This window comes from Stenotrophomonas sp. STEN225 (assembly GCF_056756445.1).
In genome coordinates, this window is record NZ_JBRRBV010000008.1 from 161,685 (window position 1) to 188,014 (window position 26,330).

Below are 26,330 nucleotides of genomic sequence, written 5' to 3' on the forward strand. Positions count from 1 at the left end.
ACCCGATCCCATGAGCAAGATTCCCCTGGCCGGCGCGCTGCTGCTGGCCCTTCTGCCAGCGGCACCGGTGCTGGCCAATCTCAACGTCCATCCGATGCGCGTGCATGCCGAAGCCGGCAAGACCACGACCGTGCGCGTGCATTCGCAATCACCGCAGCCGCAGTACGTGCAGGCCACGGTGAAACGCATCCTGCACCCGGCCAGTGACCACGAGGAAGAAGTCGATGAGGCCGTCGGCACCGCCGCCGTCATGGCGGTCACGCCAGGACGCTTCGGTCTGGCAGGGGGCGGCACGCGCCTGATACGGATCATTCCGCTGCAGCCGGTCGAGCAGGAAACCGCGTTCCGCGTCTACTTCGAAGGCGTACGCGGTCCCGATGACAGCACGCCGGAGGTACCGGTGCAGGGCGCCAGCGCCACCCTCGGCGTCAGCCTGGTCTGGGGCGTGCTGGTCAATGTGCTGCCCGCCGAGGGGCGCGTCGAGATGGCCCTGGACGGTGATCGCCTGTTGAACCGCGGCACGCTGCGGCTCGGCGTCAACCAGGTGCAGGACTGCGCCGCAGACGGCCGCTGCACCACGCACGAAATCAAACGCAGCCTTTACCCCGGCGCGGCGATGACGCTGCCGTTCGTGCCCCGCGCTGGCGGGCGCGTGGAGATCGACTACCGGCTCAGCCATGCCGGCTTCCGCGAGCACCGGCAGACGCTGCAGCCCTGACCGCCCATGACTGGCCTTTCGCCCCCAGGTTCCCATTTCCCAACCACCGAGACATCGATGAATCGCATCTACCGTTTGATCTGGAATACCCGACTGCGTTGCTGGGCGGTTGCCAGCGAGCACACCCGTTCGCGCGGCAAGCCGGCTTCGGCGGCACGCCCGCTTGCCGCCGCCCTGTGCGTGATGCTGGCCGCTCCCGCGTTCGCGACCGAGGTTGCATCGGATCCGTTGAGCGTGCCCGACGCCATTGCGGCGGAGGCTGACGCAGCACCGGCAGAGTGGGACGCGTTGATGAGCGCGTTCATCGGCTCGCCTGCCACGTCGCGCAGTGTCGGCACTACCAGCTACCAGAACGTGCTGATCGGTGGGGGTTCCACGGTCAACAGCACCAAGGGCGTGGCCATCGGCGTGGGTTCGGTCACGGCGTTCGACGGCATCGGTATCGGCAACAATGCCCAGGGACTTGCCGGTGGCGTGGCCATCGGCATCAATGCGGGCACGGGAAGCGGCGAAGGGGGCACTGCGATCGGCAAAAGCGCCACGGCGCTGGGAGTCGGGGCCGTCGCGATCGGCCTCAACAGCTACGTTGGCGCGTCCGGTAACAGTGCGGTCGCGGTCGGGCGCAATGCCCGGGCCGAGGGTAGCGATGCCACGGCGATGGGGCCGAGGGCACAGGCGTCGGGATCCAGATCGGTAGCGCTGGGCAACAATGCGCAGGCACAGGCGCAGGGATCCGTCGTCATCGGTGACGGCAGCAGACTTGCCAACGGCAACGCACACCACGCCATCGTGATCGGCAGCGGTGCGCGCTCCGGCGGCTACGATGCGGGCATCGCCATCGGCCAGAACGCCGTGACCGACGGCCACGGCAAGGCCGTGGCGCTGGGTGCCAACGCCAATGCCGGGCAGAGCAATGCAGTGGCCCTGGGCGCCGGCTCGGTCACCAGTGCCAGCAACCAGGTCTCGGTGGGCAATGACACCCTGAAGCGCCGCATCGTCAATGTGGCCGATGGCACCCTCAGCACCACCAGCAGCGAAGCAGTGACCGGCAAGCAGCTGCACGCCACCAACCAGAGCATCGCCAGCGCGACGGGCACGGCGAACGCGGCGAAGACGGCCGCAGACCAGGCTGCGACGAAAGCCGGGCAGGCCTTGGCCAGGCTGGATGGCAGCCGCATCGCGATTGGGACCGGTGCCACTGCAACGGGCACCAACAGCACCGCCATCGGCAATGCCGCCGATGCGTCCGGTGGCTACAGCAACGCCCTGGGTTTCCAGGCGTCCAGCGCCGGCAGCAACGCCGTGGCGATGGGCACCCTGGCATCTGCGGACGGCAGCAGTGCAGTGGCATTGGGTAACCGCGCGCGGACCGAGGGGGGCGACAACGGCGTGGCCATCGGCAATGCGGCATTGGCCTACAACAATGACGGTCTTGCACTGGGCAACAATGCCCGCAGCGGCGTCAATGCGGCCGGTGAGCGCGTTGCCGCGTCCAACGGCGGCGTGGCGCTCGGCACCGGCTCGCGCAGCGGCAATGGCGGCGTGGCATCGGGCCTGCGTGCCTCGGCCACCGGCGACCGTGCCGTGGCCATCGGCAACGACGCCAAGGCCGACGTGATCCATGCCACCGCACTGGGCTATCAGGCGGCGGCCACCGCCAACCAGGCCACGGCGCTGGGCCGCGGCAGTGTGGCAAGCGCCCGCTTCGCTACATCCGTCGGCAATCTGTCCGAAGCGACGGCCGAGAGCAGTGCCGCCCTTGGCGACCGCGCGCTGGCCAACCACACCGGTTCGGTGGCGCTGGGCAGTTCCTCCACCACCTCCGGCAGCAACCAGGTCTCAGTCGGTAATGCCACGCTCAAGCGCCGCATCGTCAATGTGGCCGATGGCACGCTGAGCACCAGCAGTGCCGAAGCCGTGACAGGCAAGCAGCTGCATGCCACCAACCAGAATGTTGCCAGCGCCGCCCAGGTGGCTGCTGCAGCCAAGCAGCAGGCCGATGCTCTGGCAACGCGGCTGACCTCCACGTCCATCAGTGTCGGCGAAGAAGCCAGCGCGGGCGGCCAGACCGCCATTGCACTGGGACGCAAGGCCAATGCACCTGCAGCCGGAGCCATTGTCATCGGCGACGGGGCCGGACTGTCCAACGCAAATGCGCAGCATGCCGTCGTGTTGGGTACCGGTGCGCGGTCCGGAGGCTATGCGGAAGGAGTCGCCATCGGGCACGGTGCGTACACCGGCGGGCGCGGCGGCTCCGTGGCGCTTGGGGCGCAGGCCGAAGCCAGCCATGCCGGCTCGGTGGCACTGGGGCAGCACTCGAAGTCCGGCAGCGACAATGAAATCTCCGTGGGTAATGACGATCTCAAGCGCCGTATCGTCAATGTGGCCGATGGCACGCTGAGCAGCACCAGCACTGAGGCGGTCACCGGCAAGCAGCTGCATGCCACCAACCAGAATGTCACCGCAGTCACCCAGGCAGCTACTGCGGCCCAGGCCGATGCCACACGCGCGCTGACGGCCCTGGCCAGCACCACCACCGCCGTCGGCCAAGGCGCGTCGGCCGGCAGCAATGCCGTGGCGGTGGGCCATTCGGCGAAAGCGGAGGGCTCCCACAGCAATGCCTTCGGTTACCAGGCCAGCGCGGGCGGCGCCAACGCGGTGAGCGCGGGCACCCTGGCGGGCGCCGCGGCTGACTCCTCGGTGGCGCTGGGCAATCGTGCCGCCGTGGATGCCACCTCCAGCGGCGCCATCGCACTGGGCACCAACGCCAAGGTCAATGCGCAGGCGGGCAACAGCGTCGCGCTGGGCGCGGGCTCGGTGGCGACCGGCGCCAACCAGGTCTCGGTGGGCAGTGCCACGGTGAAGCGGAACATCGTCAATGTGGCTGACGGAACGCTGAGCACCACCAGCGCCGAGGCGGTGACCGGCAGGCAGCTGCATGCCACCAACCAGAACCTCGCCACGGTGAATGCGCTGGCCAACACCGCGCACAGCATCGCCAACGATGCGCAGACCAAGGCCAACGCGCTGGGGGGCCTGCTCAGCCAGAGTGCCGGCAACAGCGACGTTCGCGTCGGTGCCAGCAATACCGGTGGCGCGGTGGACATGCGCAACCAGTCCAGCGCCAACCGTCGCGTCACCGGCGTGGCCGACGCGGCACTCAGCAGCACCAGTGCCGATGCGGTCAGTGGCCGGCAGCTGCATGCCACCAACCAGAACGTCACGCAGGTCACCGCCACCGCCGCCACGCTCAGTGGCCTGGTCGGCCAGGCGGCAGCCGGCGGCGATCTGCGGCTGGGCGCGCAGAACAGCGGCACCCTCCTCGACGTCCGCAACCAGGGCAATGCCAACCGTCGCATCAGTGGTGTTGCCGATGGTGTGCTGAGTGCAGCCAGTACCGACGCGGTGAGTGGTCGCCAGCTCAACACCACCAACCAGAACGTGACCACGGCCACCACCCTGGCCAATACGGCGCACACCGTGGCCAACGCCGCCCAGTCCACCGCCAACGATGCACAGGGCAAGGCCAACGTGCTCGGTGGCCTGCTCGGCCAGACCTCGTCCAGCGGCGACGTTCGCCTGGGTGCGGCCAACAGCGGCGGCGTGCTGGATCTGCGCAACCAGGGCTACCAGGCGCGTCGCGTGCACGGCGTTGCTGCCGGGCAGCTGTCGGCCACCAGCGACGATGCGGTCAGTGGCCGCCAGCTGTTCGACAGCAACGCGCAGATCGCCCGCAACCGTACGGACATCGACCGCCTGCGCGAGGACTTCGAGGGCTTCGATCCGGACCTGTTCGATGTGGTGCGTTTCGACGCAGGCGGCAATGTCGACCTCGAGGGGGGCCGCCTGCTCGCCGTGGGCGACGGACAACTCAGTGCCGACAGCCGCGAGGCGGTCAATGGCGCGCAGCTGTTCGCCACCAATACGAAGGTGACCGAGCAGGGCGCACAGATCGCTTCCGCGCGGGAAGACCTGGACGCGTTGCGCGTGGACTTCGACAACTACATGCCTGACCTGGGCAGCGTCGTGCAGTTCGGCGAGGATGGCACGGTGGACCTGAAGGATGCGCGTCTGGTCGCCCTGGCTGATGGCGAGATCGGTGCAGGCAGCCGCGAGGCGGTCACGGGCGGGCAGCTGTTCGTGACGAATGAGCGGGTGTCGGTGCTGGAGGAGGCGCAGAAGTATGTGGTTGTCGGATATGACGATCTGAGCATGCCGGCGCAAGCTGCGATTCTGGCGACGGCATTGGGCAGTGATACCAAGGCTATGGCCGAGGGTGCCACGGCGATCGGCAGTTTTGCTCACGCGCGAGGTAAGAATTCCGTCGCGTTGGGGCGTGCCGCGTATGTGCTTGACGGGGCTGAGGACGGATTCGCTTTGGGCGCTCGCTCCCAGGTGCAGAGCAATAACGGTATTGCGTTGGGTGGTGCAGCCAAGGTTCTGGCAGAGGCACGTAACAGCGTTGCTTTGGGCTACGGATCGATAGCTACAGAGGAAAATGAGGTTTCCTTGGGCGGAGCTGGTGCCCGACGAAAGGTCACCAATGCGATGAACGGTATCCACGCTTATGACCTCACCACCGTCGACCAGCTCTCCGGCGTCGTGTACGCACTCGGCGGCGGCGCGGGCTTTGCCGCAGATGGCAGCGTGATTGCTCCTTCCTACGGCGTGCAGGGCGCTGTACACGGCACGGTAGGCGATGCGCTGGCCGCGCTGGATGCAGGCGTGGACAGCAATCGTGGCGGACTGGATGCGATGGACGCGCGCCTCGATACGCTGGATCAGGCGCGGGCGATGGCGGATGCCAGTGCCGTGCGCTTCGGCGCCGACCGTTCCGCCGTCGATTTCGGTGGCGCGCGCCTCATCAACGTTGGCGAGGGTGATATCAGCCATGCGGGCAGCCGGGAGGTCGTCACGGGCGGGCAGCTTCATGCCAGCAACCAGCGGATCGCGGGCCTGGAGGAGAAGCACCTGTACGCCGTCGTGGGCTATGACGAGCTGAGCAAGCCAGCGGAAGCGGCGCTCCTGGGTACTGCAATGGGCAGCGATGCCAGAGCGCTTGCGGAAGGCGCAACGGCCATCGGGAGCTATGCGCTCGCCCGTGGCAAGAACTCCGTGTCGTTGGGCCGTGCCGCGTACGTGCATGAGGGTGCTGAGGATGGCTTCGCTTTGGGCGCGCGTTCCCAGGTACATGTTCAGAGTGGCGTTGCTTTGGGGGGGGCGACGCACGTATTTGAGGGCGCACGAAACAGCGTCGCGCTTGGATACGGTTCGATCGCTACGGTCGCCAATGAAGTTTCATTGGGTGGCGGAGGAATTCTGCGTAGAGTCACCAACGCGATGAAGGGCATCAACCCCAATGACCTCACCACCGTCTCCCAGCTCCGCAGCGCCTTTGCGGCCTTCGGCGGCGACATGCGCATGGATGCCGACGGCAACATCGTCGCGCCGGAGTTCCACGTGCAAGGCCAGCGGCAGGCCACGGTCGGTGATGCGCTGAAGTCGCTCGACGGCGCGGTGGTCGACACGCGCCGGGATCTGGCCAGCATCGATGCGCGCTTCGAACGCCTGTTCGACGATGGCGGCGTCCGCAATGACGGTACCGGCCAGCTGCGCCTGGCCGGGGAACACGGCAGGGTGCTGGGCAACGTGGCCAACGGCATGATCGCGCCGGGCAGCCGCGATGCGGTCAATGGCGGTCAGCTGCACGCCGTGCAGCAGCAGCTCAACGGCCGCATCGACGGACTGCAGTCGCAGATCGACGGGTCGGCGACGGCCAGCCGCCAGGCAGCGGTGGACGACGTCGCTGGCGAGTCGCCGGCGGACAGCCAGACCCCGGCCCCGCCGGTCAAGGACGCGCCGTCGGTGGCCTCCACCGACACGCCGAAGCCGAAGCCGGAAGCCGACGATCCATTGCCGCAGGTGGACTCGCGTGCCGTGGATCAGGCGGTGAACCAGGCGCAGGCCTATACCGACCAGGCAATGGCCAGCGTGGACCGCCGACTGGACCGGATGGACAAGCGCCTGAACCGCATGGCGGCAATGGGCAGTGCGCAGGCGGCGATGGCGATGAACACCGCCGGCCTGCAGACCTACAACCGCCTTGGCGCGGGTGTGGGCCATGCCGAAGGCGAGTCGGCGCTGGCGGTGGGTTACCAGCGCGTGCTCAACGAGCGCGGCTCGGCCACCTTCAGCCTCAATGGTGCCTTCACCAACAGCGGTGAGCGCACCGTGGGCGTGGGCTTCGGCGTGGGCTGGTAACCGACAGGGCGACGCGGTCCGGTCGCCCTGATGCATGACGACGCCCCACGCGGTCCGCCGCGTGGGGCGTCTGCGTTGTGGGGCTCAGATGCTGCCGAGATAGCTTTCGATCTGCTCCTGGCTGAGCAGTTCACGCAGCTGGGCCTGCGAGGCGCGCCGCATCGGCTTCTCGTCGACCGGTGACAGCGGTGCCTGGCGCAGGGCGTCATACGGCAGCACGGCCAGGTCGAACGTCAGTTCCTCCGCACTGAACACCCAGACCGGCACGTCCAGGCTGCGCTCGCGGTCCAGGCGCAGCCGGCGCACGCGCGACTCGGCCGGAATGCCCTGTTCGTCCAGGAAGCGATGCACGGCTTCGGGGTCGTCGCTGTGCAGATGCACCTGCACGGGGCTGTTGGCATCGGCGGTGCCGTCCAGCACCGGGCCGACCAGGCGCGGGGCGAAGGCATGCAGGAATTCCAGTGCGCGCAGCGCAGCTTCGCGACGTCGCTGCAGCTCGTTGCCGTGCTGGGGGCCAGCGAACAGACGCTGGTATTCGCGCAGCGCATCCTCGATCTCGACATTGCGGGGCAACGAGGCATCGTCATGGATGCCGAGCCGGCTGGCCGCCTTCAGTTTGGCCTGGTGGAAGTCGCGGATGCCGCCTTCGGCCATCAGGCGGGCGGCTTCGTGGGCGAGGCGGTGACGACGCTCACGGGTCTGGGTGGTGGCATGCTGGCGGGCGCGATGCATGCGGGAACTCCTGTTGCGACCTGGCTACAGACTAGCGCAACGGTGTGACATCTGCGTGGGCAATGGAGAAGGGATGCGGGGCCGGGCCCACGCTCGGCTGGGCGGGCCGTCGAGCCGGGCATGCGCCGGCTCGACGGTGACGCCCGCGGCGCGCGTCAGAAGATATCGAACGCAGCCGCGTCGGCCTGCGGGGTATTGAGGTTGAGGTCGTAGTCCGTCAGGCGATCCATGTCCTCCACCTTGACCCACTCGGTCGCGCCGTTGAGCGTGGTCTGCACCATGCCGCTGGGCGGGTCGTTCTGCGCGATCGGCGTGTCCTTCAGCGCGGTGCGCATGTACTCGATCCAGATCGGCAGCGCTGCCTTGCCACCGTATTCGCGGTAACCCAGCGAACGGAAGTCATCGCGGCCCACCCACACGGTGGTCACATACGGGCCGCCGAAGCCGGAGAACCAGGCATCGCGGTGGTCGTTGGTGGAGCCGGTCTTGCCGCCCACGTCCTCGCGGCCGAGCACCTTGGCCTGGGTACCGGTACCGCGCTGGACCACATCGCGCATCATCGACACCAGCTGGTAGGCGGTGCGTGCATCGATCGCGCGCGGCGCGGTGCGCGCATCCGGGTTGACCGGTGCGGCAGCGGTTTCGGTGGTGGCCTGCGCCTTGGCGGCGGCCGGGTCCGGCGTGGGGGCCGGGGCACCGAAGTTGAAGCCGTCCACGACCTGGCTGACCGGCTGGTCGCTGCTGCCGGCACAGTCGCGGCAGGCCAGTGCCGGGTTCTCCTTGAACACCAGGTTGCCGTCGCGGTCGTTCACCTGGTCGATCAGCCAGGTGTCCACGCGCGAGCCGCCGTTGGCGAACACGGCATAGCCACGGGCCACCGACAGCGGGGTCAGCGAGGCGGTGCCGAGCGACATCGACAGGTTCGGCGGCAGCTCCGATTCGGCGAAGCCGAACTCGCTGATGTACTTGCGGGCGTAGTCCACGCCCATGCCGTCGAGCAGGCGCACCGAGACCAGGTTGCGCGACTGCACCAGGGCTTCGCGCAGGCGCATCGGGCCGCGGAAGCCACCGCCATCGTTCTGCGGTGCCCAGGTCTTGCCGCGGCGGTCGCGGAACACGACCGGGGCATCAAGCACGATCGAAGCCGGGTTGTAACCCTTGTCGAACGCTGCGGCATAGACGAACGGCTTGAAGCTCGAACCGGGCTGGCGACGGGCCTGGGTGGCGCGGTTGAACTTGTTGCCGGAGAAGCTGAAACCGCCGACCAGCGCCTTCAGGGCACCGCTGTGGGCATCCAGCGAGACCAGCGCGGACTGACCGCGCGGGATCTGGTCCAGCAGCCACTCGCCCTCCTTGTCGCCGGCGCGCACACGCACGATGTCGCCGCGCTGCACCAGCTTGCCGGGGGTCTTGTTGGTCCACCGGGCGGCACCGGCCGGCAGCACGATCTCGCTGCGGTTGGCCAGCACCACCGTGGCGCTGCCATCGGCACTGGCGCTGGCAACGATCGCCGGCAGCAGGCCTGCCTGCGCCGGGATGCCGCGCAGATGTTCGGCCAGGGCCGCGGCATCGTCGCCGGCCCCCAGCTGCACCTGCTTCTCCACGCCGTGCCAGCCGTGGCGGTGGTCATACAGCAGCAGGCCGTCACGCACCGACAGGTTGGCCGCGGTCTGCAGGGTCGAATCGATGGTGGTGGTGACGTGGTATCCCTTGTTGACCACATCGCCGCCGAAGCGCGCGATCATCTCCTGGCGCACCAGTTCGGCCACGTAGGGCGCCTCGACCTGCACCGGCGGCTCATGCGCGGTGGCATGCATCGGCACGGCCTTGGCCGCATCGGCCTCGGCCTGGCTGACGAACTTCAGATCGGCCATGCGCTGCAGCACATAGTTGTCGCGGCGCTGGCGGGCGCGTTCCGGGTTGGAGATCGGGTTGCCGGAGGAGGGGAACTTCGGGATGCCGGCCAGCGAGGCCATCTCATCCAGGTCCAGCTCGGCCAGCTTCTTGCCGTAGTAGAACTCCGCTGCCGCGGCCACACCGTAGGCACGGTTGCCGAAGAAGCTCTTGTTCAGATACAGCTCGAAGATCTCGTCCTTGCTCAGCTCGGACTCGATCTTGCGGGCCAGCAGGATCTCGGCCAGCTTGCGGGTGTAGCTGTACTCGGAACTGAGGAAGAACTGGCGGGCCACCTGCTGGGTGATGGTGGACCCGCCGGGCACGCGCTTGTCGTTGGTGGTGGCCAGCAGCCACACCGCGCGGGCGATGCCCTTGTAGTCCACGCCGCCATGTTCATAGAAGCGGGCGTCCTCGGTGGCCAGGAAAGCCTGCTTGAGCTTCTCCGGCACGTCCTTCATGGTGACCGGGGTGCGCCGGGTCTCGCCGAACACCGCCATCAGCTTGCCGTCGGCGGCATAGACGTACATCGGCTCCTGCATCTCCACGTCGCGCAGGGTCTGCACGTCGGGGAGCTTGGAGGACACAGCGTAGTAGAGACCGCCCACAGCGGCCGCACCGATCAGCGCCAGGGCCAGGACAATCAGGAAGATCCAGCGCAGCCAGCGGCGGAGTCGAGTCATCGGGTTCAGATTCCGATTGCGAATTTCGTGGTCGCAGAGTATAGATTACGCAAGGTGGCGGCTGGGGTCGGCACCGGGGAGCGCAAGGGGAAACGCCAGGGGCTGCATCGTGAACCTGTGAGGGAATTCACAGCAGGGCGGTTGCCATTTGCTAAGAATACGTTATTAATGCGCGGTCGCAGTTCTTGCGTCCAAGTGCCCGTCGGCAGGGGAGAAACCGTGGGGCTCATCCCAAAAAGTCAGTCGCCGCTTATTGGCGTCGACATCAGTTCGACTGCGGTAAAGCTGTTGCAGCTTTCCCGCAGTGGCAATCGTTTCCGTGTGGAACATTACGCCGTGGAACCACTGCCGCCGAATGCGGTCGTGGAGAAGAACATCGTCGAGGTGGAGGCCGTGGGTGAGGCCATCCGCCGGGCGTTGAACCGTTCCGGCAGCAAGGCGAAGCAGGCCGCCGCCGCCGTGGCCGGCTCGGCCGTGATCACCAAGGTGATCCCGATGCCGGCCGAGCTCGACGAGAACGACATGGAAGCGCAGATCGAGCTGGAAGCGGTCAACTACATTCCCTATCCGATCGAGGAAGTGAACCTGGACTTCGAGGTGATCGGGGTGATCCCGAACAACCCGGAGATGGTCCAGGTGCTGCTGGCCGCGTCGCGGTCCGAGAATGTGGAACTGCGCCAGTCGGCGCTGGAACTCGGCGGCCTCCAGGCCAAGGTGATGGACGTGGAGGCCTTCGCGGTCGAGAACGCCTTCGCCCTGGTTGCCAGTGAGCTGCCGGTGTCCACCGACGGCGTGGTCGCGCTGGTCGACATCGGCGCCACGATGACCACCCTGAACGTCCTGCGCGGCGGGCGCAGCCTGTACAGCCGCGAACAGGTGTTCGGCGGCAAGCAGCTGACCGACGAGATCATGCGCCGCTACGGCCTGAGCTACGAGGAAGCCGGCCTGGCCAAGCGCCAGGGCGGGCTGCCGGAAAGCTACGAGATGGAAGTGCTGGAGCCGTTCAAGGAAGCCACGGTCCAGCAGATCAGCCGCCTGTTGCAGTTCTTCTACGCCGGCAGCGAATTCAATCGTGTCGATCATATCGTGCTGGCCGGAGGCTGCGCGGTTCTTGGGGGCCTGCCGGAAATGGTCGAGGAGCAGCTGGGTGTGCCGACCGTGGTCGCCAATCCGCTGGCGCAGATGACGCTGGGACCGAAGGTGAACGCGCATGCGCTGGCCCAGGATGCTCCCGCGCTGATGATCGCGACCGGTCTGGCGCTGAGGAGCTTCGACTGATGGCACGCATCAACCTGTTGCCCTGGCGCGCCGAACGGCGCAAGCAACGCCAGCGCGAGTTCTACGCAATGCTGGGCATGGCCGCCGTGGGTGGCCTGCTGCTGTCGCTGATGATCTGGTTCTACTACGACCGCCAGGTCAGCGGCCAGATGGACCGCAATGCCTACCTGCAGGCCGAGATCGACAAGGTCAAGGAGCAGAACAAGGAGATCGACCGCCTCGACGCGCAGAAGGAGCGGCTGCTGGCGCGCAAGAAGGTGATCGAGGAACTGCAGGCCAAGCGCTCGCAGATGGTCCACCTGTTCGACGCGCTGGTGCGCACCATTCCCGATGGCGTCGTGCTGACCGCCCTGAAGCAGGAAGGGGACACCCTTACCCTGGAAGGCCGCACCCAGTCCAACGCCCGCGTTTCGGCGTACATGCGCAACCTGGAGACGTCCGGCTGGATGGCCAGTCCGGAGCTGTCGATCATCGAGGCGCGTGAGCCGGACAAGGACAAGGACGGTCGCCCGGGCCCGGTATCGGACATCAAGGCGCTGCCGTATGTGTTCGTGGTCAAGGTGAAGCTGCCGGCGCAGAGCGAGGAGGCCACCGCGCCGCCGGGCCTGAATGCCGATGGCACCGTGGCACCGGCCGCAGCCGCCGAACCGGTCGCACCGCTGTCGGCCGCGCCCGAAGCCGCCGCGCCCGCCGCACCGGCCACCGCACCCGCACCCGCCACCACGCCGCCCCCGGCAACGGCCCCGCCGGCCGCTGCGCCGGCCAAGCCGGAGGGCAGCCGCCTGGCACAGCCGCCGCAGGCCTTCCACGCCCCGTTGCAGGGGGATCGCGCATGAGCCAGAAGATCGATCTCAAGAACCTGGATTTCAACGACATCGGCAACTGGCCGCAGAAGGCCAAGATCGTCTTCTGCGCGCTGCTGGCGCTGGTCATCATGTTCGTGGCGTGGATGCTGCTGATCAGTGGCAAGCGCGAGGAACTGGAGGGCCTGGAGCGGCAGGAGACCGAGCTGCGCACCGAGTTCACCAAGCAGCAGGAACGTGCGGTGAACCTGGCGCCGCTGAAGCAGCAGCTGGCACAGATGGAGCAGGTGCTGCAGCAGATGCTGCGGCAGCTGCCGAGCAAGACCGAAATGCCGGACCTGATCATCGACATCTCGCAGACCGCGTTGTCCAGCGGCCTGTCCAACGAGCTGTTCGAACCCGAGTCCGAGCAGATCAAGGAGTTCTACGCCGAGAAGCCGATCAAGCTGCGGATGGTGGGCAGCTACCACCAGTTCGGTGCGTTCGTCAGCGGCGTGGCTTCGTTGCCGCGGGTGGTCATCCTGACCATGCACGACATCAACCTCAAGCCCAAGGACAAGACCAGCGGCAACGTCCGCGCAGGTGCGCTGGAGCTGTCCGGCACGGTCAAGACCTACCGGTATCTGGACGAAGCCGAAGTGCAGGCGCAGCAGAGTGCTGACGCCGGCAAGGAGGGCGGGAAGTGATGCGCGCACAGATCGTACGCGGGTCGATGGTGCTGGCGGTCCTGCTGCTGGCCGGCTGTGGCCGCGGCGTGACCAGCACGCCGGGCGATGCGCCGAACCTGGAGAAGTGGGTGGAGGGCGAGCGTGCGCGACCGGCGCAGCCGCTGGAGCCGCTGCCGGTGATGCAGCAGTTCGAGACCTTCGAATACTCCGCGCAGGGCATGCGCGATCCGTTCACCGATGCCTGGACCAATCCGCAGCAGGGGAACGGCGGATTGCGACCGGACCCGAACCGGCGCAAGGAGCCCCTGGAGGGCTTCCCGCTGGACGCACTGGACATGGTCGGCACCATCGGCACCGGCGGCAGCACCGTCGCGCTGGTGATGGGGCCGGACAAGGTCACCTACCGGGTCCGCCCGGGCGGCTACCTGGGGCAGAGCGACGGGCGGGTCACCGCGGTCTTCGAGGACCGCGTTGAACTGATCGAACTGGTGCCGGATGGCGCGGGTGGTTGGCTGGAACGGCCAGCGACGCTCGCGCTGGAAGATCAATGATCGTTTACTGGGGATAGCACGATGACCTTTCACCAAGCCAAGGGGCTGCGTCCCATCCGGCGCTCTACCTTGAACCGTGTCAGCGCGCTGGGAGTCGCGCTGATGCTGGCCTGCGCTCCGGCGCTGGCCGCCGCACCGGCGGAGAAACCGGCCAGCACTGCGGTGGCCCCTTCGGCCCCGGCGACAACTGGCCTGTCGGTGTCCAAGATCGATTTCAAGCGCGGCGATGACGGCGTCGGCCGCCTGATCCTGCAGTTCGACGGCCAGGGCGCGATTCCCGACCTGCGCACGCAGGGCAGCAACGTCGTGGTCGACGTGGGCAACGCGCGCCTGCCGGCCAACCTGCAGAAGCCGATGAACGTGGTCGACTTTGCCACGCCCGTGCAGCGCATCGATGCCAAGCCATCGGGCGCCGGGACCCAGCTGGTGCTGAGCACGGCGGGTACGGTGGAGTCGCTGGCCTACCAGAGCGGCAACGAATACGTGGTCGAGATCAGTCCGCGACAGGCGCCCGCCGCCGTCGGTGCGGTCAACGCCGGTACGGTCACCCAGGCGGCGAAGGCCGTCGGCCAGCGTGGCTACTCGGGCAAGCCGGTCACCTTCAACTTCCAGGACGTGCCGGTGCGCACGGTGCTGCAGTTGATCGCCGAAGAATCCAACCTCAATGTTGTGGCGTCCGATTCGGTGCAGGGCAACGTGACCCTGCGCCTGGTCAACGTTCCGTGGGACCAGGCGCTGGACATCGTGCTGCGCGCGAAGGGCCTGGACAAGCGTCGCGATGGCAGCGTGATCTGGGTCGCGCCGCAGGCCGAGCTGGCCAAGTTCGAGCAGGAGAAGGAAGACGCCCGCATCGCCATCGAGAACCGCGAAGACCTGGTGACCGATTACGTGCAGATCAACTACCACAGCGCCACGCAGATCTTCAAAGCGCTGACCGAGGCCAAGGGCATCGGCGGCGGTGGCGGTGGTGGAAGTGGCGGTTCCTCGTCGCAGGAGGAAAGCGGGTTCCTGTCCACGCGCGGCCGCATCGTTGCCGACGAGCGCACCAACACGCTGATGATCAGCGACATCCCCAAGAAGATCGCACGCATGCGCGAACTGATCGGGGTGATCGATCGTCCGGTGGACCAGGTGCTGATCGAAAGCCGCATCGTGATCGCCACCGACACCTTTGCCCGCGAACTGGGTGCGAAGTTCGGCATCAGCGGCAGCCGCGACAATGTCTACTTCAGCGGCAGCCTCGACGCCAACGCCAAGACCCGCAAATCGCAGGTCGATACCGCGCTGGAAAATGCCAAGGCCGTGCGTGAGTGGCAGGCCGGTGGCAGTGTCGGTCCGGCACCGGTGCCGACCGGCTCGACCATCGAGCGTGGCCTGAACTGGAACCTGCCGGTGGCCCTGGCCAACAACCCGGGTTCGCTGGCGCTGTCGATCCTCAACGCGGGCTACCTGCTGGATGTCGAGTTGTCGGCCATGCAGGAGGAATCGCGTGGCGAAGTGATCTCCAATCCGCGCGTGGTCACCACCAACCAGCGCGAGGCGATGATCAAGCAGGGCAAGGAGATCGGCTACGTCACCATCAGCGGTACCGGTGCCGCCGGGGGCGCGGGTTCGACGCCGAACGTGCAGTTCAAGGAAGTCGTGCTGGAGCTGCGGGTGACCCCGACGATCACCAATGACAACCGCGTGTTCCTGAACATGCAGGTCAAGAAGGATGAAGTCGATCGCCTGATCGAACTGCAGGGCTACGGTACGGTGCCGTCGATCAACCGCCGCGAAGTCAATACCGCGGTGCTGGTCGAGGACGGCCAGACCGTGGTGATCGGCGGTGTGTACGAGTTCACCGATCGCAACAGCATCAGCAAGGTGCCGTTCCTGGGCGATGTGCCGTTCCTGGGCAATCTGTTCAAGAAGCGCGGTCGCAACAAGGACAAGGCCGAGCTGCTGGTGTTCGTGACGCCGAAGGTGCTGCGCGTGGCCAAGCAGAACTGATCCACCGCCTGCAGCAGGTGCGAAACGGGGCCGCCATGTGCGGCCCCGTCTGCGTTGCGGCCATGCAGCCACGCAGGGCGTGGACGCTGTTCAGCGTCTCTTGATGCCATCGCCGGGGCACCCTGCGATGATGTCGGGAACCCGTGCCGTCCTGTGCCGGTCAAAGGCCCTCATGAACCTGCCCCCGCCGATGCCCGAATCTGCAATGCCGGCTGCCACGCCGGCCACGTCCCACCTGCACGCGGCGTTCAACACGTTGCGCGAGGCGCTGTCGGCCGAGATCGTCGGCCAGGCCGCCCTGGTCGAGCGCCTGCTGATCGCGCTGCTGGCCGATGGCCATCTGCTCGTGGAGGGTGCGCCCGGGTTGGCCAAGACCACCGCCATCCGCGCCCTGGCAGCGCGCCTGGAGGCCGATTTCGCGCGCGTGCAGTTCACCCCGGACCTGTTGCCTGCCGATCTGACCGGTACCGAGATCTGGCGCCCGCAGGAAGGCCGTTTCGAATTCGTGCCGGGCCCGATCTTCCATCCGATCCTGCTGGCCGATGAAATCAATCGTGCACCGGCCAAGGTGCAGTCGGCGCTGCTGGAAGCGATGGGCGAGCGCCAGGTCACCGTGGGTCGCCACACCTATGCGTTGCCCTCGTTGTTCCTGGTGATGGCCACGCAGAACCCGATCGAGCAGGAGGGCACGTTCCCGTTGCCCGAAGCGCAGCTGGACCGCTTCCTGATGCATGTGCGCATCGGTTATCCGGACCAGACGGCCGAGGCGGAAATCCTGCGGCTGGCGCGCGAACGTGCGCGCGGCGCGCTGGGTGAAGCCCCGGCGGCCCCGGAGAAAATGCCGATGCAGGATGTCTTCCAGGCGCGTCGCCAGGTACTGGACCTGCACATGGCACCGGCCCTGGAACGCTACCTGGTGGAGCTGGTGCTGGCCTCCCGCGATCCGGCCCGCTACGACCCCGCGCTGGGCCGTCGCATCGCGTGGGGCGCCAGCCCGCGCGGTTCGATCGCGCTGGAGCGTTGCGCGCGTGCGCGCGCATGGTTGGCCGGCCGTGACTTCGTCACCCCTGATGACGTGCGTGCGGTGGCTGCGGACGTGCTGCGCCACCGCGTGCTGCCGAGCTACGAGGCGACCGCCGAAGGCTGGGATGGCGAACGGCTGGTGCAGGAACTGCTGGCCCGGGTGCCGGCACCCTGAGCCTGCGCATGACCGATACATCCCAGGAGCATGGAGTGTCCGCCAGCGAAGGCGATGGACTGCGCCCGCAGCTGGCCGAGCTGGTGGCGCTGCGCCGTCTGGCCCAGCGTCCGCCGCCGCCCCGTCGCGGCCGCGCCGGCAATGCGGGGCAGGCACCGTCGCCGCTGCGCGGGCGCGGCATGGAGTACGCCGAATCGCGCGAGTACGTCGCCGGTGACGATGCCCGTCATATCGACTGGCGCGTGACCGCGCGCACCGGTCGTGCCCATACCAAGCTGTTCCAGGCCGAACGCGAACGGGTCAGTCTGATCGTGGCCGATACCTCACCCGCGCTGTACTTCGGCACCCGCGTGCGCTTCAAGTCGGTGCAGGCTGCGCGTGCCGGTGCAGTCGCCGCCTGGTCGGCGCAGCGCCGCGGCGACCGCATCGGTGCGCTGCGCGGCAGTGACCGCGAAGCGCCGGTAGCGCCAGCCGGCGGACCACGTGGCGTGCTGCGCGTGCTCGACGCGCTGACGCGCTGGTATGCGCAACCTCCGGCCGATGATCTGGGTCTGGAGCGCGCGCTGGACCACGCGGCGCGCGTTCTGCGTCCGGGTGCACGGCTGCTGGTGCTGGCCGACCCGCAGCAGGCCATCCGCATTGCGCCGGCGCGATGGGGAGCGCTGGCCCAGCATCACGACCTCAGCCTGGTGCTGCTGGTCGATCCGCTGGAGCTGCAGCCGCCGTCGGCGCCCCTGCAGTTCCTTGCCGCCCAGCAGCGCATCGGACTGGACCTGCGCCGCGGCGACGTGCAGGCGCAGTGGCATGCGCATTTCGTTGAACCGCTGCAGGAACTGCAGCGCCAGCTGGGGGCACGCCGCATCGATGTGCAGGTACTGAGCAGTGACGCGGCCAGCGATGCCTGGCTGGCGCCGGCGCCTACCGAGGTACCCGCATGAGCGCAGCGCTGCCCCTGCGCGATGTGCAGCTGCCACCGGCACCGTCGTGGTGGCCACCGGCCCCCGGCTATCTGATGATCGGGGCGGTTCTGCTGCTGGCGCTGCTGATCCTCGCCCTGCTGTGGTGGCGTCGCCGTCGGCGTCAGCAGCGCTGGTTGCAGGCGTTTGATCGCGAGCTGGCGGGCGCGACGGATGCCGCCGCTGAGGTGGCGGCCATTGCGGGCCTGCTGCGCCGTGCCGCGCGTCAGGCACGGCCGGGCAGCGAAGCGTTGCATGACCACGCCTGGTGGCAGCGGGTGGATCCGCAGGCGACGTTGCCGGCGGCGCAGCGCGATCTGCTTGCCGAGGGCGCGTACCGGCCGCAGGTGGATGCGGCCGATGTCGCAGTGCTGCGCCGCTGGGCACGCGGACGTTACCTGGCGATGCTGCAGGAGCGGCGCCGATGAGTGCGCTGGCGAGTTACTGGCCCTGGCCGGACCTGCAGCTGGCCTGGCCATTGGCGCTGTTGGCGGTGCCGTTGCCGTTGCTGATGCTGGCCTGGAAGCGCCGTGCCGCCCCCGGCGCTGCGCTGCGCGTGCCCTATGCCGCGACCGAACTGGAGGCCCTGGCCGGAGCGGGTCGTATCGATGCGCGCAGGTGGCGTGCGCTGCTGCTGTGGCTGGGCTGGATCGCGCTGTGCGTGGCGCTGGCGCGGCCGCAGCAGTTGGGCGAGGCGATCACACCGCCGCAGCAGGGGCGCCAGATGATGCTGGCGATGGACGTGTCCGGCAGCATGGGCGAGGCCGACATGGTGCTCGGCGGTCAGGCCGTCGATCGGCTGACCGCCGCCAAGGCCGTGCTGGCCGACTTTCTTGACCGTCGTGCAGGCGATCGCATCGGCCTGCTGATCTTTGGTGATCGGGCCTATACGCTGACCCCGCTCACTGCCGACCTGGCCAGCGTCCGCGACCAACTGCGCGACAGCGTGGTCGGCCTGGCCGGGCGCGAGACCGCCATCGGCGATGCCATCGGCCTTGCAGTCAAGCGCCTGCGCAGCCAGCCCGAGGGCCAGCGTGTGCTGATCCTGCTCACCGATGGCGTCAGCAATGCAGGCGTGCTGGAACCGCTGCGTGCGGCGGAGGTAGCGCGTGCCGAGGGCGTGCGCATCCACACCGTCGCCTTTGGCGGCGATGGCAGCATGCGCTTTCTCGGCATTCCGATTTCCGCCGACCAGGACCCGGTGGACGAGGCGACGCTCAGGCAGATCGCCCGGATGACCGGCGGCCAGTTCTTCCGCGCCCGCGACACTGCCGAGCTTGCAGGCATCTATGCCGAGCTGGACCGGCTGGAGCCCATCGCGGAGAAGGGGCCGGCCCTGCGCCCGCGCGATGAGCGTTATCCGTGGCCGCTGGGCGTGGCGCTGCTGCTCGGTGCGCTTGCGTGGGCATGGCCGGAGCGTCGTCGATGATCGCCCTGGCATCCCATCTGCCGGACTGGAACGCGCTGCATTTCCTGCGGCCTGACTGGCTGTGGGCGTTGGCCGCGCTGCCGTTGATCGTGGCCGTAGCGGTGTATCGACAGCGCCGCAGCGATGCATGGCGGCAGGCGGTCGATGCCCATCTGCTGCCCCATCTGCTGGCGTCGGGGCCGCGCCGTCGCATGCGCCTGCCGTGGGCGCAGCTGCTGGGCTGGACGCTGGCGTGCCTGGCCCTGGCCGGGCCCAGCTGGCGACAGCAGGCGCAGCCGATGTTCCAGGCCAGCGCACCGTTGCTGGTGGTGCTGGACCTGTCCAGCCGGATCACCGCCACCGACCTGCCGCCGTCGCGCCTGCTGCAGGCGCGGGCCAAGATCGGCACGTTGCTGCGCGCCCGCGAGGGCGGCCAGGTTGGGCTGATCGTCTATGCGGACGATGCCTATACCGTCGCTCCGTTGACCGAGGATGCCAGCAATGTCGCGCTCTATCTGGACGCGCTGTCGCCGGATGTCATGCCGCGCGATGGCCAGCGTGCCGATCGTGGCATCGATTGGGCGACACGGCTGATGCGGCAGACCGGCGCGCCCCAGGGGCAGATCCTGGTGGTCACCGACCAGGCTGACGATGAGGCCGAACTCGCTGCTTCGCAGGCCCGCAGCCTGGGGCTGCAGGTGTCGGTGCTGGGTCTGGGAACTCCGGGCGGTGCCGCGTACCGCGACAGCAGCGGCCAGATCCGCCAGGCCGCGCTGGACGAAGGCCGCCTGCGCGCCGTGGCGACGGCCGGCGGCGGCCGCTATGTGCGGATCGCCGCCGATGATCGCGACCTGCGCGCGCTGGGTGTGCTCGATGCCCGTGAAGGCACAGCGCTGCAGCGGCCGGGTACCGGTCACCAATGGCGCGACGAAGGCTTCTGGTTGCTGCCGCCGTTGATGCTGCTTGCGCTGCTGGCGTTCCGACGGCGTGCGCTGCTGGCTGCCGTGCTGGCGGTCGGCCTGTTGCCGTGGACGGACGGCGCGCAGGCGCAGGCACAGACGCGGCCGGTGCAGGGCACGCTGTGGAAGCGGGCGGACCAGGTGCAGCATCAGCGTCTGGCCGAAGGCGTACAGGCCTACCGCCAGGGTGACTTCGCACGTGCCCGGCAGCAGTTCGAAGGGCTCGACACCGCGGCCGGCTGGTACAACCTCGGCAATGTGCTGGCCCGCCAGGGCCAGTACGACGATGCCATAGCCGCCTACGATCGCGCACTGGCCCTGCAGCCGGGGATGGCCGACGCGGTGGCCAACCGGGCTGTTGTGGATGCTGCACGCAAGCGCAAGCCGCCGGGTGGCCAGCGGCAGAACCCGGGACAGCAGAATCCGCCCCGGAAGCCGTCCTCGACGCCGCAGGATCAGCAGGGCCAGCCACAGCAGGGCCAGCCGTCGGGGCAGGGACAGCCGCAGGCGCCCTCGCAGCGCCCCCCGCCCTCAGACGCCGGCGCCCAGCCGCAACCGCGGCTCGGTGAGCGTGGTAATCAGGGGCCGCCGTCACCGCCCCAGGCCGAGGACGCCCATGCGCAGGCCGAGGCCGACGCGCAGCAGCGACAGCGCATGCAGCAGGCCATCGAACAGGGGCGCGAGGGCCGGGAGAAGAATGATCCGACCGTGGCGGGCGATGACGGCCGCACGCCGCGCCAGCGCGAGGAACAACAGGCGGTGGACGCCTGGATGCGGCGCGTGCCGGATGATCCGGGCGCGTTGCTGCGTGCCAAGTTCCAGCTGGAAAACGAACGCAGGAAGAGGGAAGGGCGATGAACATGCACGGCCTACGCCGGTGTGCGGCAATGCTGCTGCTGTGGCTGCCATTGATGGCCTGGGCAGAGCCGCGGGCATGGCTGGACCGCGATCGCATCGCGATGGGGGATACGGTCACCCTCAACGTGCAGAGTGATGCCGGTGCGCCGGACTTCACGCCGCTGCGCGGTGACTTCGATCTCAGTGGGCAGACCAGCAGCCGCCAGGTGGAGTGGAGCAACGGCAGCATGCAGCAACGCAGTCTGTATGGCGTGGCGCTGACACCGCGACGCAGTGGCGCGCTTACGATCCCGGCCCTGCAGGTGGGTGCTGCGCAGACCGCACCGCTGACGTTGCAGGTGGACGCCGCCGCCCCGGTCACCGCTGCCAACGGTGCGGCCATGGCGTTCATTCAGACCGATGTCGACGATGACACGCCCTACGTGCAGCAGAGCGTTGGCGTGGTCGTGCGCCTGTTCTTCGCCTCGCAGCTGGCCTCCGGCGAGCTCATCGTGGATACGCCCGCCGGTGCCTCGCTGCAGCGGGTGGGCGACGACCGCACCGACGTGAGGCAGGTCAATGGACGCCGCTACAACGTGGTCGAGCGCCGCTTCCTGCTGATTCCCGAGCGCAGCGGGACACTGCGCCTGGCCGGCGCGCGCTTCAACGGCCGCAGCGCAGGCGGCTTCTTCGATGACTTTTTCGGAGGGGGCGATGGCCGCATGAACGCCACCGGCGCCGACCGCACGCTGCAGGTGCAGGCACAGCCGGTGCAGGCGCCGCAGCCGTGGCTGCCGTTGCAGGGCCTGCAGTTGCGCTATACCAGCGCGCCGAGTACTGCGCGTACCGGCGAGGCCGCCACCATCGTGGTCGAAGCGATCGCCGAAGGTGCCACCCGTGCCCAGTTCACCGACCTTCCGGTTCCGGACCTCGGCACGGCGGCGCAGGTGTTCGCCGAACCGGCGCAGTACGAAGAGACCTTCAATGGCAGCACCCCGCGGTTGAAGATCACCCGTCGTTACTCCGTCGTGCCCCGCCAGCCGGGTCCGCTGCAGGTGCCGGGGCCGAGGGTGTCATGGTGGAACGTGCGCGACGGCAGCGCGCAGCAGGCACGACTGCCGGACCTGGCACTGACGGTCAGCGCCGGTACGGGCACTGCCGCGCCCGCCCCGCCGCCGCCGATCGACACCGATGCAGCGCTGCCCGACGACGACACGCGCATTGCGGCCACCGATCCGATCGCCTCGGGGACGCCGAGCCAGCCCTGGCCCTGGATTGCCGCGGTGATCGGCCTGGCGCTGCTGTGGCTGCTGACCCTGCTGTGGGGCTGGCAGCGCGGACGCGGCGGGCCGTCCATGCGCGGTGCCACTCGCCCGCCGGGGCCGCCGTCCGGGCCGGAAGCCAGCGAAGGACGCGGCAGCGTCGCCGAACTGCGCCGGGTGCTGGACGGCGAGGGCTTCGACCAGGTCGAAGCGCAGCTGTGCGCGATGGCAGGTGTACCGCGGCTGGAGCAGGTCATCGCCAGGCTGGGTGATCCGATCCAGCGCCGAGTGCTGCAGGACCTCCAGCAGGTGCGATGGGGCGGGCAGGGAGAGCCGGCACCGCTGCGTGTGCGGTTGCGCGAGGCCTTCCGTGACGGACCACACTGGTCGGGGACCGCCCGCGGCACCGACACTGGGCTGGCGCCGCTGTATCCGCAGCGCCGAACCTGAACCGGCGCCGCTTGCGCGCTTTGTTAGAGTGCATTCATTTTTCGAGGAAACCTGCGTATGACAGCAGCTGCCGCCGGCAAGAAGACGTTGCCCCTGCACTGGAAGATGGGCATCGGCTTCGCGATCGGCCTGATCCTGGGACTGACCGTGCACGCCCTGGGTGGCAGCGTCGATGGTCTGCAGACCGGTGCCAAGTGGGTCATGGACTACATCACCACGCCTGCATCGGGGCTGTTCCTCAACCTGATCTTCATGCTGATCGTGCCGTTGATCTTCTCGGCGCTGATCATGGGCGTGTCGGAGATGGGCGACATCCGCGCCCTCGGCCGCATCGGCTGGAAGACGCTGGCCTATACCGTGCTGCTGTCCGGCATCGCCGTGGCCATCGGCCTGGTGCTGGTCAACCTGCTCAAGCCCGGCGTCGGCGTCGATCCGCAGACCGCCGCGCTGATGCTCTCGGAGAACGCCGAACGCAGCAAGGAGATCGTCGCCGGCATCCATGGCACGCCGAAGGGCATGGACATGCTGCTGTCGATCGTGCCGAGCAACGTGCTGCAGGCGGCCTCCGACAACGGCGCGATCCTCTCGCTGATGTTCTTCGCGCTGATGTTCGGCATCGGCATGGTGCTGACCGATGACGAGAAGGTCGCCCCGCTGCGCCGCGCCATCGAAGGCGTGTTCGAAATCTCGATGACCCTGATCAACCTGGTCATCCGCCTGGCACCGTATGCGGTGGCCTGCTTCATGTTCAACCTGGCCGCGCTGTTCGGTTTCGAGCTGATCATCCGCCTGGGCGCCTACGTGGGCGTGGTGGTGCTGGCACTGGGCCTGCACATGGTGGTGACCTACGGCGCCGCCGTGTGGCTGTCGGGCCGTTCGCCGCTGTCGTTCTTCCGCGATACCCAGGAAGCGACGGTGATGGCCTTCTCCACCGCCTCTAGCAACGCCACCCTGCCGACCGCGCTGCGCGTGGCCGACCAGATGGGCCTGCCGCAGCGCGTGTCCCGCTTCGTGCTGACCGTGGGCGCCACCGCCAACCAGAACGGCACGGCGCTGTTCGAGGGCGTGACGGTGATCTTCCTGGCCCAGTTCTTCGGCGTGGACCTGAGCATCGGCCAGCAGATCATGGTGATGGCGGTGTGCATCCTGGGGGGCATCGGTACCGCGGGCGTGCCGTCGGGTTCGCTGCCGGTGGTGGCGATGATCTGCGCCATGGTGGGGGTCAACCCGCTGGGGATCGGCCTGATCCTGGGCGTGAACCATTTCCTGGACATGTGCCGCACGGCGCTGAACGTGACCGGCGATCTGGCGCTGACCACCCTGGTGGCCAAGGGCGAGGGCCACGACGGCCCGGCGCTGGTTCCCGACCGCGACTGAGTCCTGGCGACCTGATCGGGGTCGGATTCCTTTCCGCACGGAAAGGGCTCCGACCCCTTTTCACATGCGGAATCCGGCGGAGATCACGACGTTGCCGGCCAGCGCCCGCACGACCGGGCAAGTGGAACTGACCCCCACCCGGTGACTATGGGACAATAGGCCGCCCGCACGTCCGCGGCCGCCTCCCGATTCCGACAGAACCATGACGCAGCCTACCCGTCGCCAGTTGGCCAACGCCATCCGCTTCCTTGCCGCCGATGCGGTTGAAACCGCAAAGTCCGGCCACCCCGGCATGCCCATGGGCATGGCCGACATCGCCGAAGTGCTCTGGAACGACTACCTTCGCCACAACCCGAGCAATCCGCACTGGTTCAACCGCGACCGTTTCGTGCTGTCCAACGGCCACGGCTCGATGCTGCAGTACGCGCTGCTGCACCTGAGCGGTTACGACCTGCCGATCGAGCAGCTCAAGCTGTTCCGCCAGCTTGGCAGCCACACCGCCGGTCACCCGGAGCGCCATGAAACCCCCGGCGTGGAAACCACCACCGGCCCGCTGGGCCAGGGTTTCGCCAATGCCGTGGGCTTCGCCCTGGCCGAGAAGCTGCTGGCGCAGCGCTTCAACCGTCCGGAACTGGAAGTCGTCGACCATCGCACCTGGGTGTTCATGGGCGATGGCTGCCTGATGGAAGGCGTCTCGCATGAAGCCGCTTCGCTGGCCGGCACCTGGGGCCTGCACAAGCTGGTCTGCTTCTGGGACAACAACCACATCTCCATCGATGGCAACGTCGAAGGCTGGTTCACCGACAACACGCCGGAGCGTTTCGAGGCCTATGGCTGGAACGTGGTCCGCGATGTCGATGGTCACGACCCGGAGAGCATCAAGGCCGGCATCGAGGCCGCGCTGTCGCAGAGCGACAAGCCGACCCTGATCTGCTGCCGCACCACGATCGGCTTTGGTTCGCCGAACAAGGCCGGCAAGGAATCCAGCCACGGTGCCCCGCTGGGCAAGGACGAGCTGGAAGCCACCCGCAAGCAGCTGGGCTGGGAGTACGGCCCGTTTGAAATCCCGCAGGCCATCTACGATGGCTGGCGCGCCAACGGTGCCGGCACCCTGCGCCAGGCCGAATGGGAACAGCTGTTCGACAAGTATGCGGCCCAGTATCCGGCCGAAGCCGCTGAACTGACCCGTCGTTCGCACGGCGAACTGCCGGCCGACTTCGTTGCCCAGGCCGACGCGTACATCGCCAAGGTCGCGGCTGAAGGCCCGACGATCGCCTCGCGCAAGGCCTCGCATCTGGCCATCGAGGCCTTCGCGCCGCTGCTGCCGGAAATCGTCGGCGGCTCGGCCGACCTGGCGCATTCCAACCTGACCCTGTGGAAGGGCAGCACCTCGGTCGCCAGCGACGACGCCAACGCCAACTACGTGTACTACGGCGTGCGCGAGTTCGGCATGACCGCGATCGCCAACGGCCTGGCGCTGCATGGCGGCTTCATTCCGTTCGATGCCACCTTCCTGGTGTTCAGCGATTACGCCCGCAACGGCGTTCGCATGAGCGCGCTGATCCCGGCCCATGCCATCCACGTCTACACCCACGATTCGATCGGCCTGGGCGAAGACGGTCCGACCCACCAGCCGGTGGAGCATCTGGCCTCGCTGCGCTACATCCCGAACAACGACGTGTGGCGCCCGTGCGATGCCGTCGAGTCGGCGGTGAGCTGGAAGGCGGCGATCACCCGCCAGGACGGCCCGAGCTGCCTGGTGTTCAGCCGTCAGAACCTGCCGCACCAGCCACGGAGCGCTGAGCAGATCGCGCAGATCGAGCGTGGCGGCTACGTGCTGGCCGACGCCGCCGGTACCCCGGACGTGATCCTGATCGCCACCGGTTCGGAAGTCTCGCTGGCCACGGAAGCGAAAGCCCAGCTGGACGCGGCCGGCCTCAAGACCCGCGTGGTCTCGATGCCGTCCACCGATGTGTTCCTGCGCCAGGATGCGGCATATCGTGAATCGGTGCTGCCGAACGCCGTGCGCAAGCGCGTGGCGGTGGAAGCCGGCGTCACTGGTTTCTGGCGCCAGTTCGTCGGCCTGGACGGTGCGGTGATCGGTATCGACACCTTCGGTGCCTCGGCCCCGGCCGATCAGCTGTACAAGCACTTCGGCATCACCGCCGCGCACGTGGTGGACGCCGCCAAGGCGCTGTAAGCAGCATCGCGATGTGATGCAGGAAAGGCCGGCGCAAGCCGGCCTTTCCTTTTGGGCTGGCGCCGGGGGCAGACCGGGCGGGTGGGAGCAAGCACGGGCGAGCC

The 26,330-nt window shown here is 68.2% G+C and carries 17 protein-coding genes; 15 read left to right on the forward strand and 2 right to left on the reverse strand.

Annotated features, from left to right (window positions below; genetic code table 11):
• Nucleotides 1-10: 10 nt before the first annotated feature.
• Nucleotides 11-718 carry a pilus assembly protein gene (locus ACVOJ1_RS10560; protein ID WP_180875899.1) on the forward strand — a complete coding sequence of 236 codons (708 nt, stop codon included), beginning with the start codon at nucleotides 11-13 and terminating at the stop codon, nucleotides 716-718.
• A 57-nt stretch (nucleotides 719-775) separates the two neighbouring features.
• Nucleotides 776-6,979 carry an ESPR-type extended signal peptide-containing protein gene (locus ACVOJ1_RS10565; RefSeq protein WP_346480388.1) on the forward strand — a complete coding sequence of 2,068 codons (6,204 nt, stop codon included), beginning with the start codon at nucleotides 776-778 and terminating at the stop codon, nucleotides 6,977-6,979.
• Nucleotides 6,980-7,063: 84 nt separating this feature from the next.
• Here ACVOJ1_RS10565 and ACVOJ1_RS10570 read toward each other — a convergent pair whose 3' ends face one another.
• Both ACVOJ1_RS10570 and ACVOJ1_RS10575 read right to left on the reverse strand, forming a co-directional pair.
• Nucleotides 7,064-7,711 (reverse strand): hypothetical protein, encoded by a 648-nt coding sequence (locus tag ACVOJ1_RS10570; RefSeq protein WP_065175739.1) that lies wholly within the window; start codon nucleotides 7,709-7,711, stop codon nucleotides 7,064-7,066.
• Between the two features lie 155 nt (nucleotides 7,712-7,866).
• On the reverse strand, nucleotides 7,867-10,287 hold the full coding sequence (locus ACVOJ1_RS10575) for a penicillin-binding protein 1A (RefSeq protein ID WP_346480389.1): 2,421 nt from the start codon (nucleotides 10,285-10,287) through the stop codon (nucleotides 7,867-7,869).
• Nucleotides 10,288-10,506: 219 nt separating this feature from the next.
• On the opposite strand from ACVOJ1_RS10575, the gene ACVOJ1_RS10580 reads away from it, so the two are divergent.
• From ACVOJ1_RS10580 to tkt, 13 genes are all read left to right on the forward strand, one after another.
• Nucleotides 10,507-11,565, forward strand: coding sequence for a pilus assembly protein PilM (locus ACVOJ1_RS10580; RefSeq protein WP_053518451.1), 1,059 nt, complete (start codon nucleotides 10,507-10,509; stop codon nucleotides 11,563-11,565).
• Nucleotides 11,565-12,401: a PilN domain-containing protein gene (locus tag ACVOJ1_RS10585; protein ID WP_180875903.1), complete on the forward strand. Its 837-nt coding sequence runs from the start codon at nucleotides 11,565-11,567 to the stop codon at nucleotides 12,399-12,401. The genes ACVOJ1_RS10580 and ACVOJ1_RS10585 overlap by 1 nt, the downstream gene beginning before the upstream one ends.
• Complete coding sequence (locus tag ACVOJ1_RS10590; protein ID WP_053518455.1) at nucleotides 12,398-13,054, forward strand: type IV pilus inner membrane component PilO; 657 nt, start codon at nucleotides 12,398-12,400, stop codon at nucleotides 13,052-13,054. Before ACVOJ1_RS10585 ends, ACVOJ1_RS10590 begins: the two co-directional genes overlap by 4 nt.
• On the forward strand, nucleotides 13,054-13,587 hold the full coding sequence (locus ACVOJ1_RS10595; protein WP_053518457.1) for a pilus assembly protein PilP: 534 nt from the start codon (nucleotides 13,054-13,056) through the stop codon (nucleotides 13,585-13,587). Before ACVOJ1_RS10590 ends, ACVOJ1_RS10595 begins: the two co-directional genes overlap by 1 nt.
• A 21-nt stretch (nucleotides 13,588-13,608) precedes the next feature.
• Entirely contained in the window at nucleotides 13,609-15,579 is a 1,971-nt protein-coding gene (locus tag ACVOJ1_RS10600) for a type IV pilus secretin PilQ (RefSeq protein WP_053518459.1), read from the forward strand.
• Between the two features lie 172 nt (nucleotides 15,580-15,751).
• Nucleotides 15,752-16,777 carry an AAA family ATPase gene (locus ACVOJ1_RS10605; protein WP_065175742.1) on the forward strand — a complete coding sequence of 342 codons (1,026 nt, stop codon included), beginning with the start codon at nucleotides 15,752-15,754 and terminating at the stop codon, nucleotides 16,775-16,777.
• A gap of 8 nt (nucleotides 16,778-16,785) precedes the next feature.
• Nucleotides 16,786-17,715 (forward strand): DUF58 domain-containing protein, encoded by a 930-nt coding sequence (locus ACVOJ1_RS10610; RefSeq protein WP_053518463.1) that lies wholly within the window; start codon nucleotides 16,786-16,788, stop codon nucleotides 17,713-17,715.
• The gene (locus ACVOJ1_RS10615; RefSeq protein ID WP_053518464.1) at nucleotides 17,712-18,161 is read left to right on the forward strand and encodes a DUF4381 family protein; all 450 of its coding nucleotides are present in this window, start codon (nucleotides 17,712-17,714) and stop codon (nucleotides 18,159-18,161) included. Before ACVOJ1_RS10610 ends, ACVOJ1_RS10615 begins: the two co-directional genes overlap by 4 nt.
• Nucleotides 18,158-19,162: a vWA domain-containing protein gene (locus ACVOJ1_RS10620; RefSeq protein WP_053518465.1), complete on the forward strand. Its 1,005-nt coding sequence runs from the start codon at nucleotides 18,158-18,160 to the stop codon at nucleotides 19,160-19,162. The genes ACVOJ1_RS10615 and ACVOJ1_RS10620 overlap by 4 nt, the downstream gene beginning before the upstream one ends.
• Entirely contained in the window at nucleotides 19,159-20,958 is a 1,800-nt protein-coding gene (locus tag ACVOJ1_RS10625; protein ID WP_197600558.1) for a tetratricopeptide repeat protein, read from the forward strand. Before ACVOJ1_RS10620 ends, ACVOJ1_RS10625 begins: the two co-directional genes overlap by 4 nt.
• Entirely contained in the window at nucleotides 20,955-22,649 is a 1,695-nt protein-coding gene (locus ACVOJ1_RS10630; protein ID WP_346480390.1) for a BatD family protein, read from the forward strand. Before ACVOJ1_RS10625 ends, ACVOJ1_RS10630 begins: the two co-directional genes overlap by 4 nt.
• Nucleotides 22,650-22,706: 57 nt before the next feature.
• The gene (locus ACVOJ1_RS10635) at nucleotides 22,707-24,026 is read left to right on the forward strand and encodes a dicarboxylate/amino acid:cation symporter (RefSeq protein ID WP_053518469.1); all 1,320 of its coding nucleotides are present in this window, start codon (nucleotides 22,707-22,709) and stop codon (nucleotides 24,024-24,026) included.
• A gap of 202 nt (nucleotides 24,027-24,228) precedes the next feature.
• Nucleotides 24,229-26,226 (forward strand): transketolase, encoded by a 1,998-nt coding sequence (gene tkt / locus ACVOJ1_RS10640; protein WP_346480391.1) that lies wholly within the window; start codon nucleotides 24,229-24,231, stop codon nucleotides 26,224-26,226.
• Nucleotides 26,227-26,330: the final 104 nt, after the last annotated feature.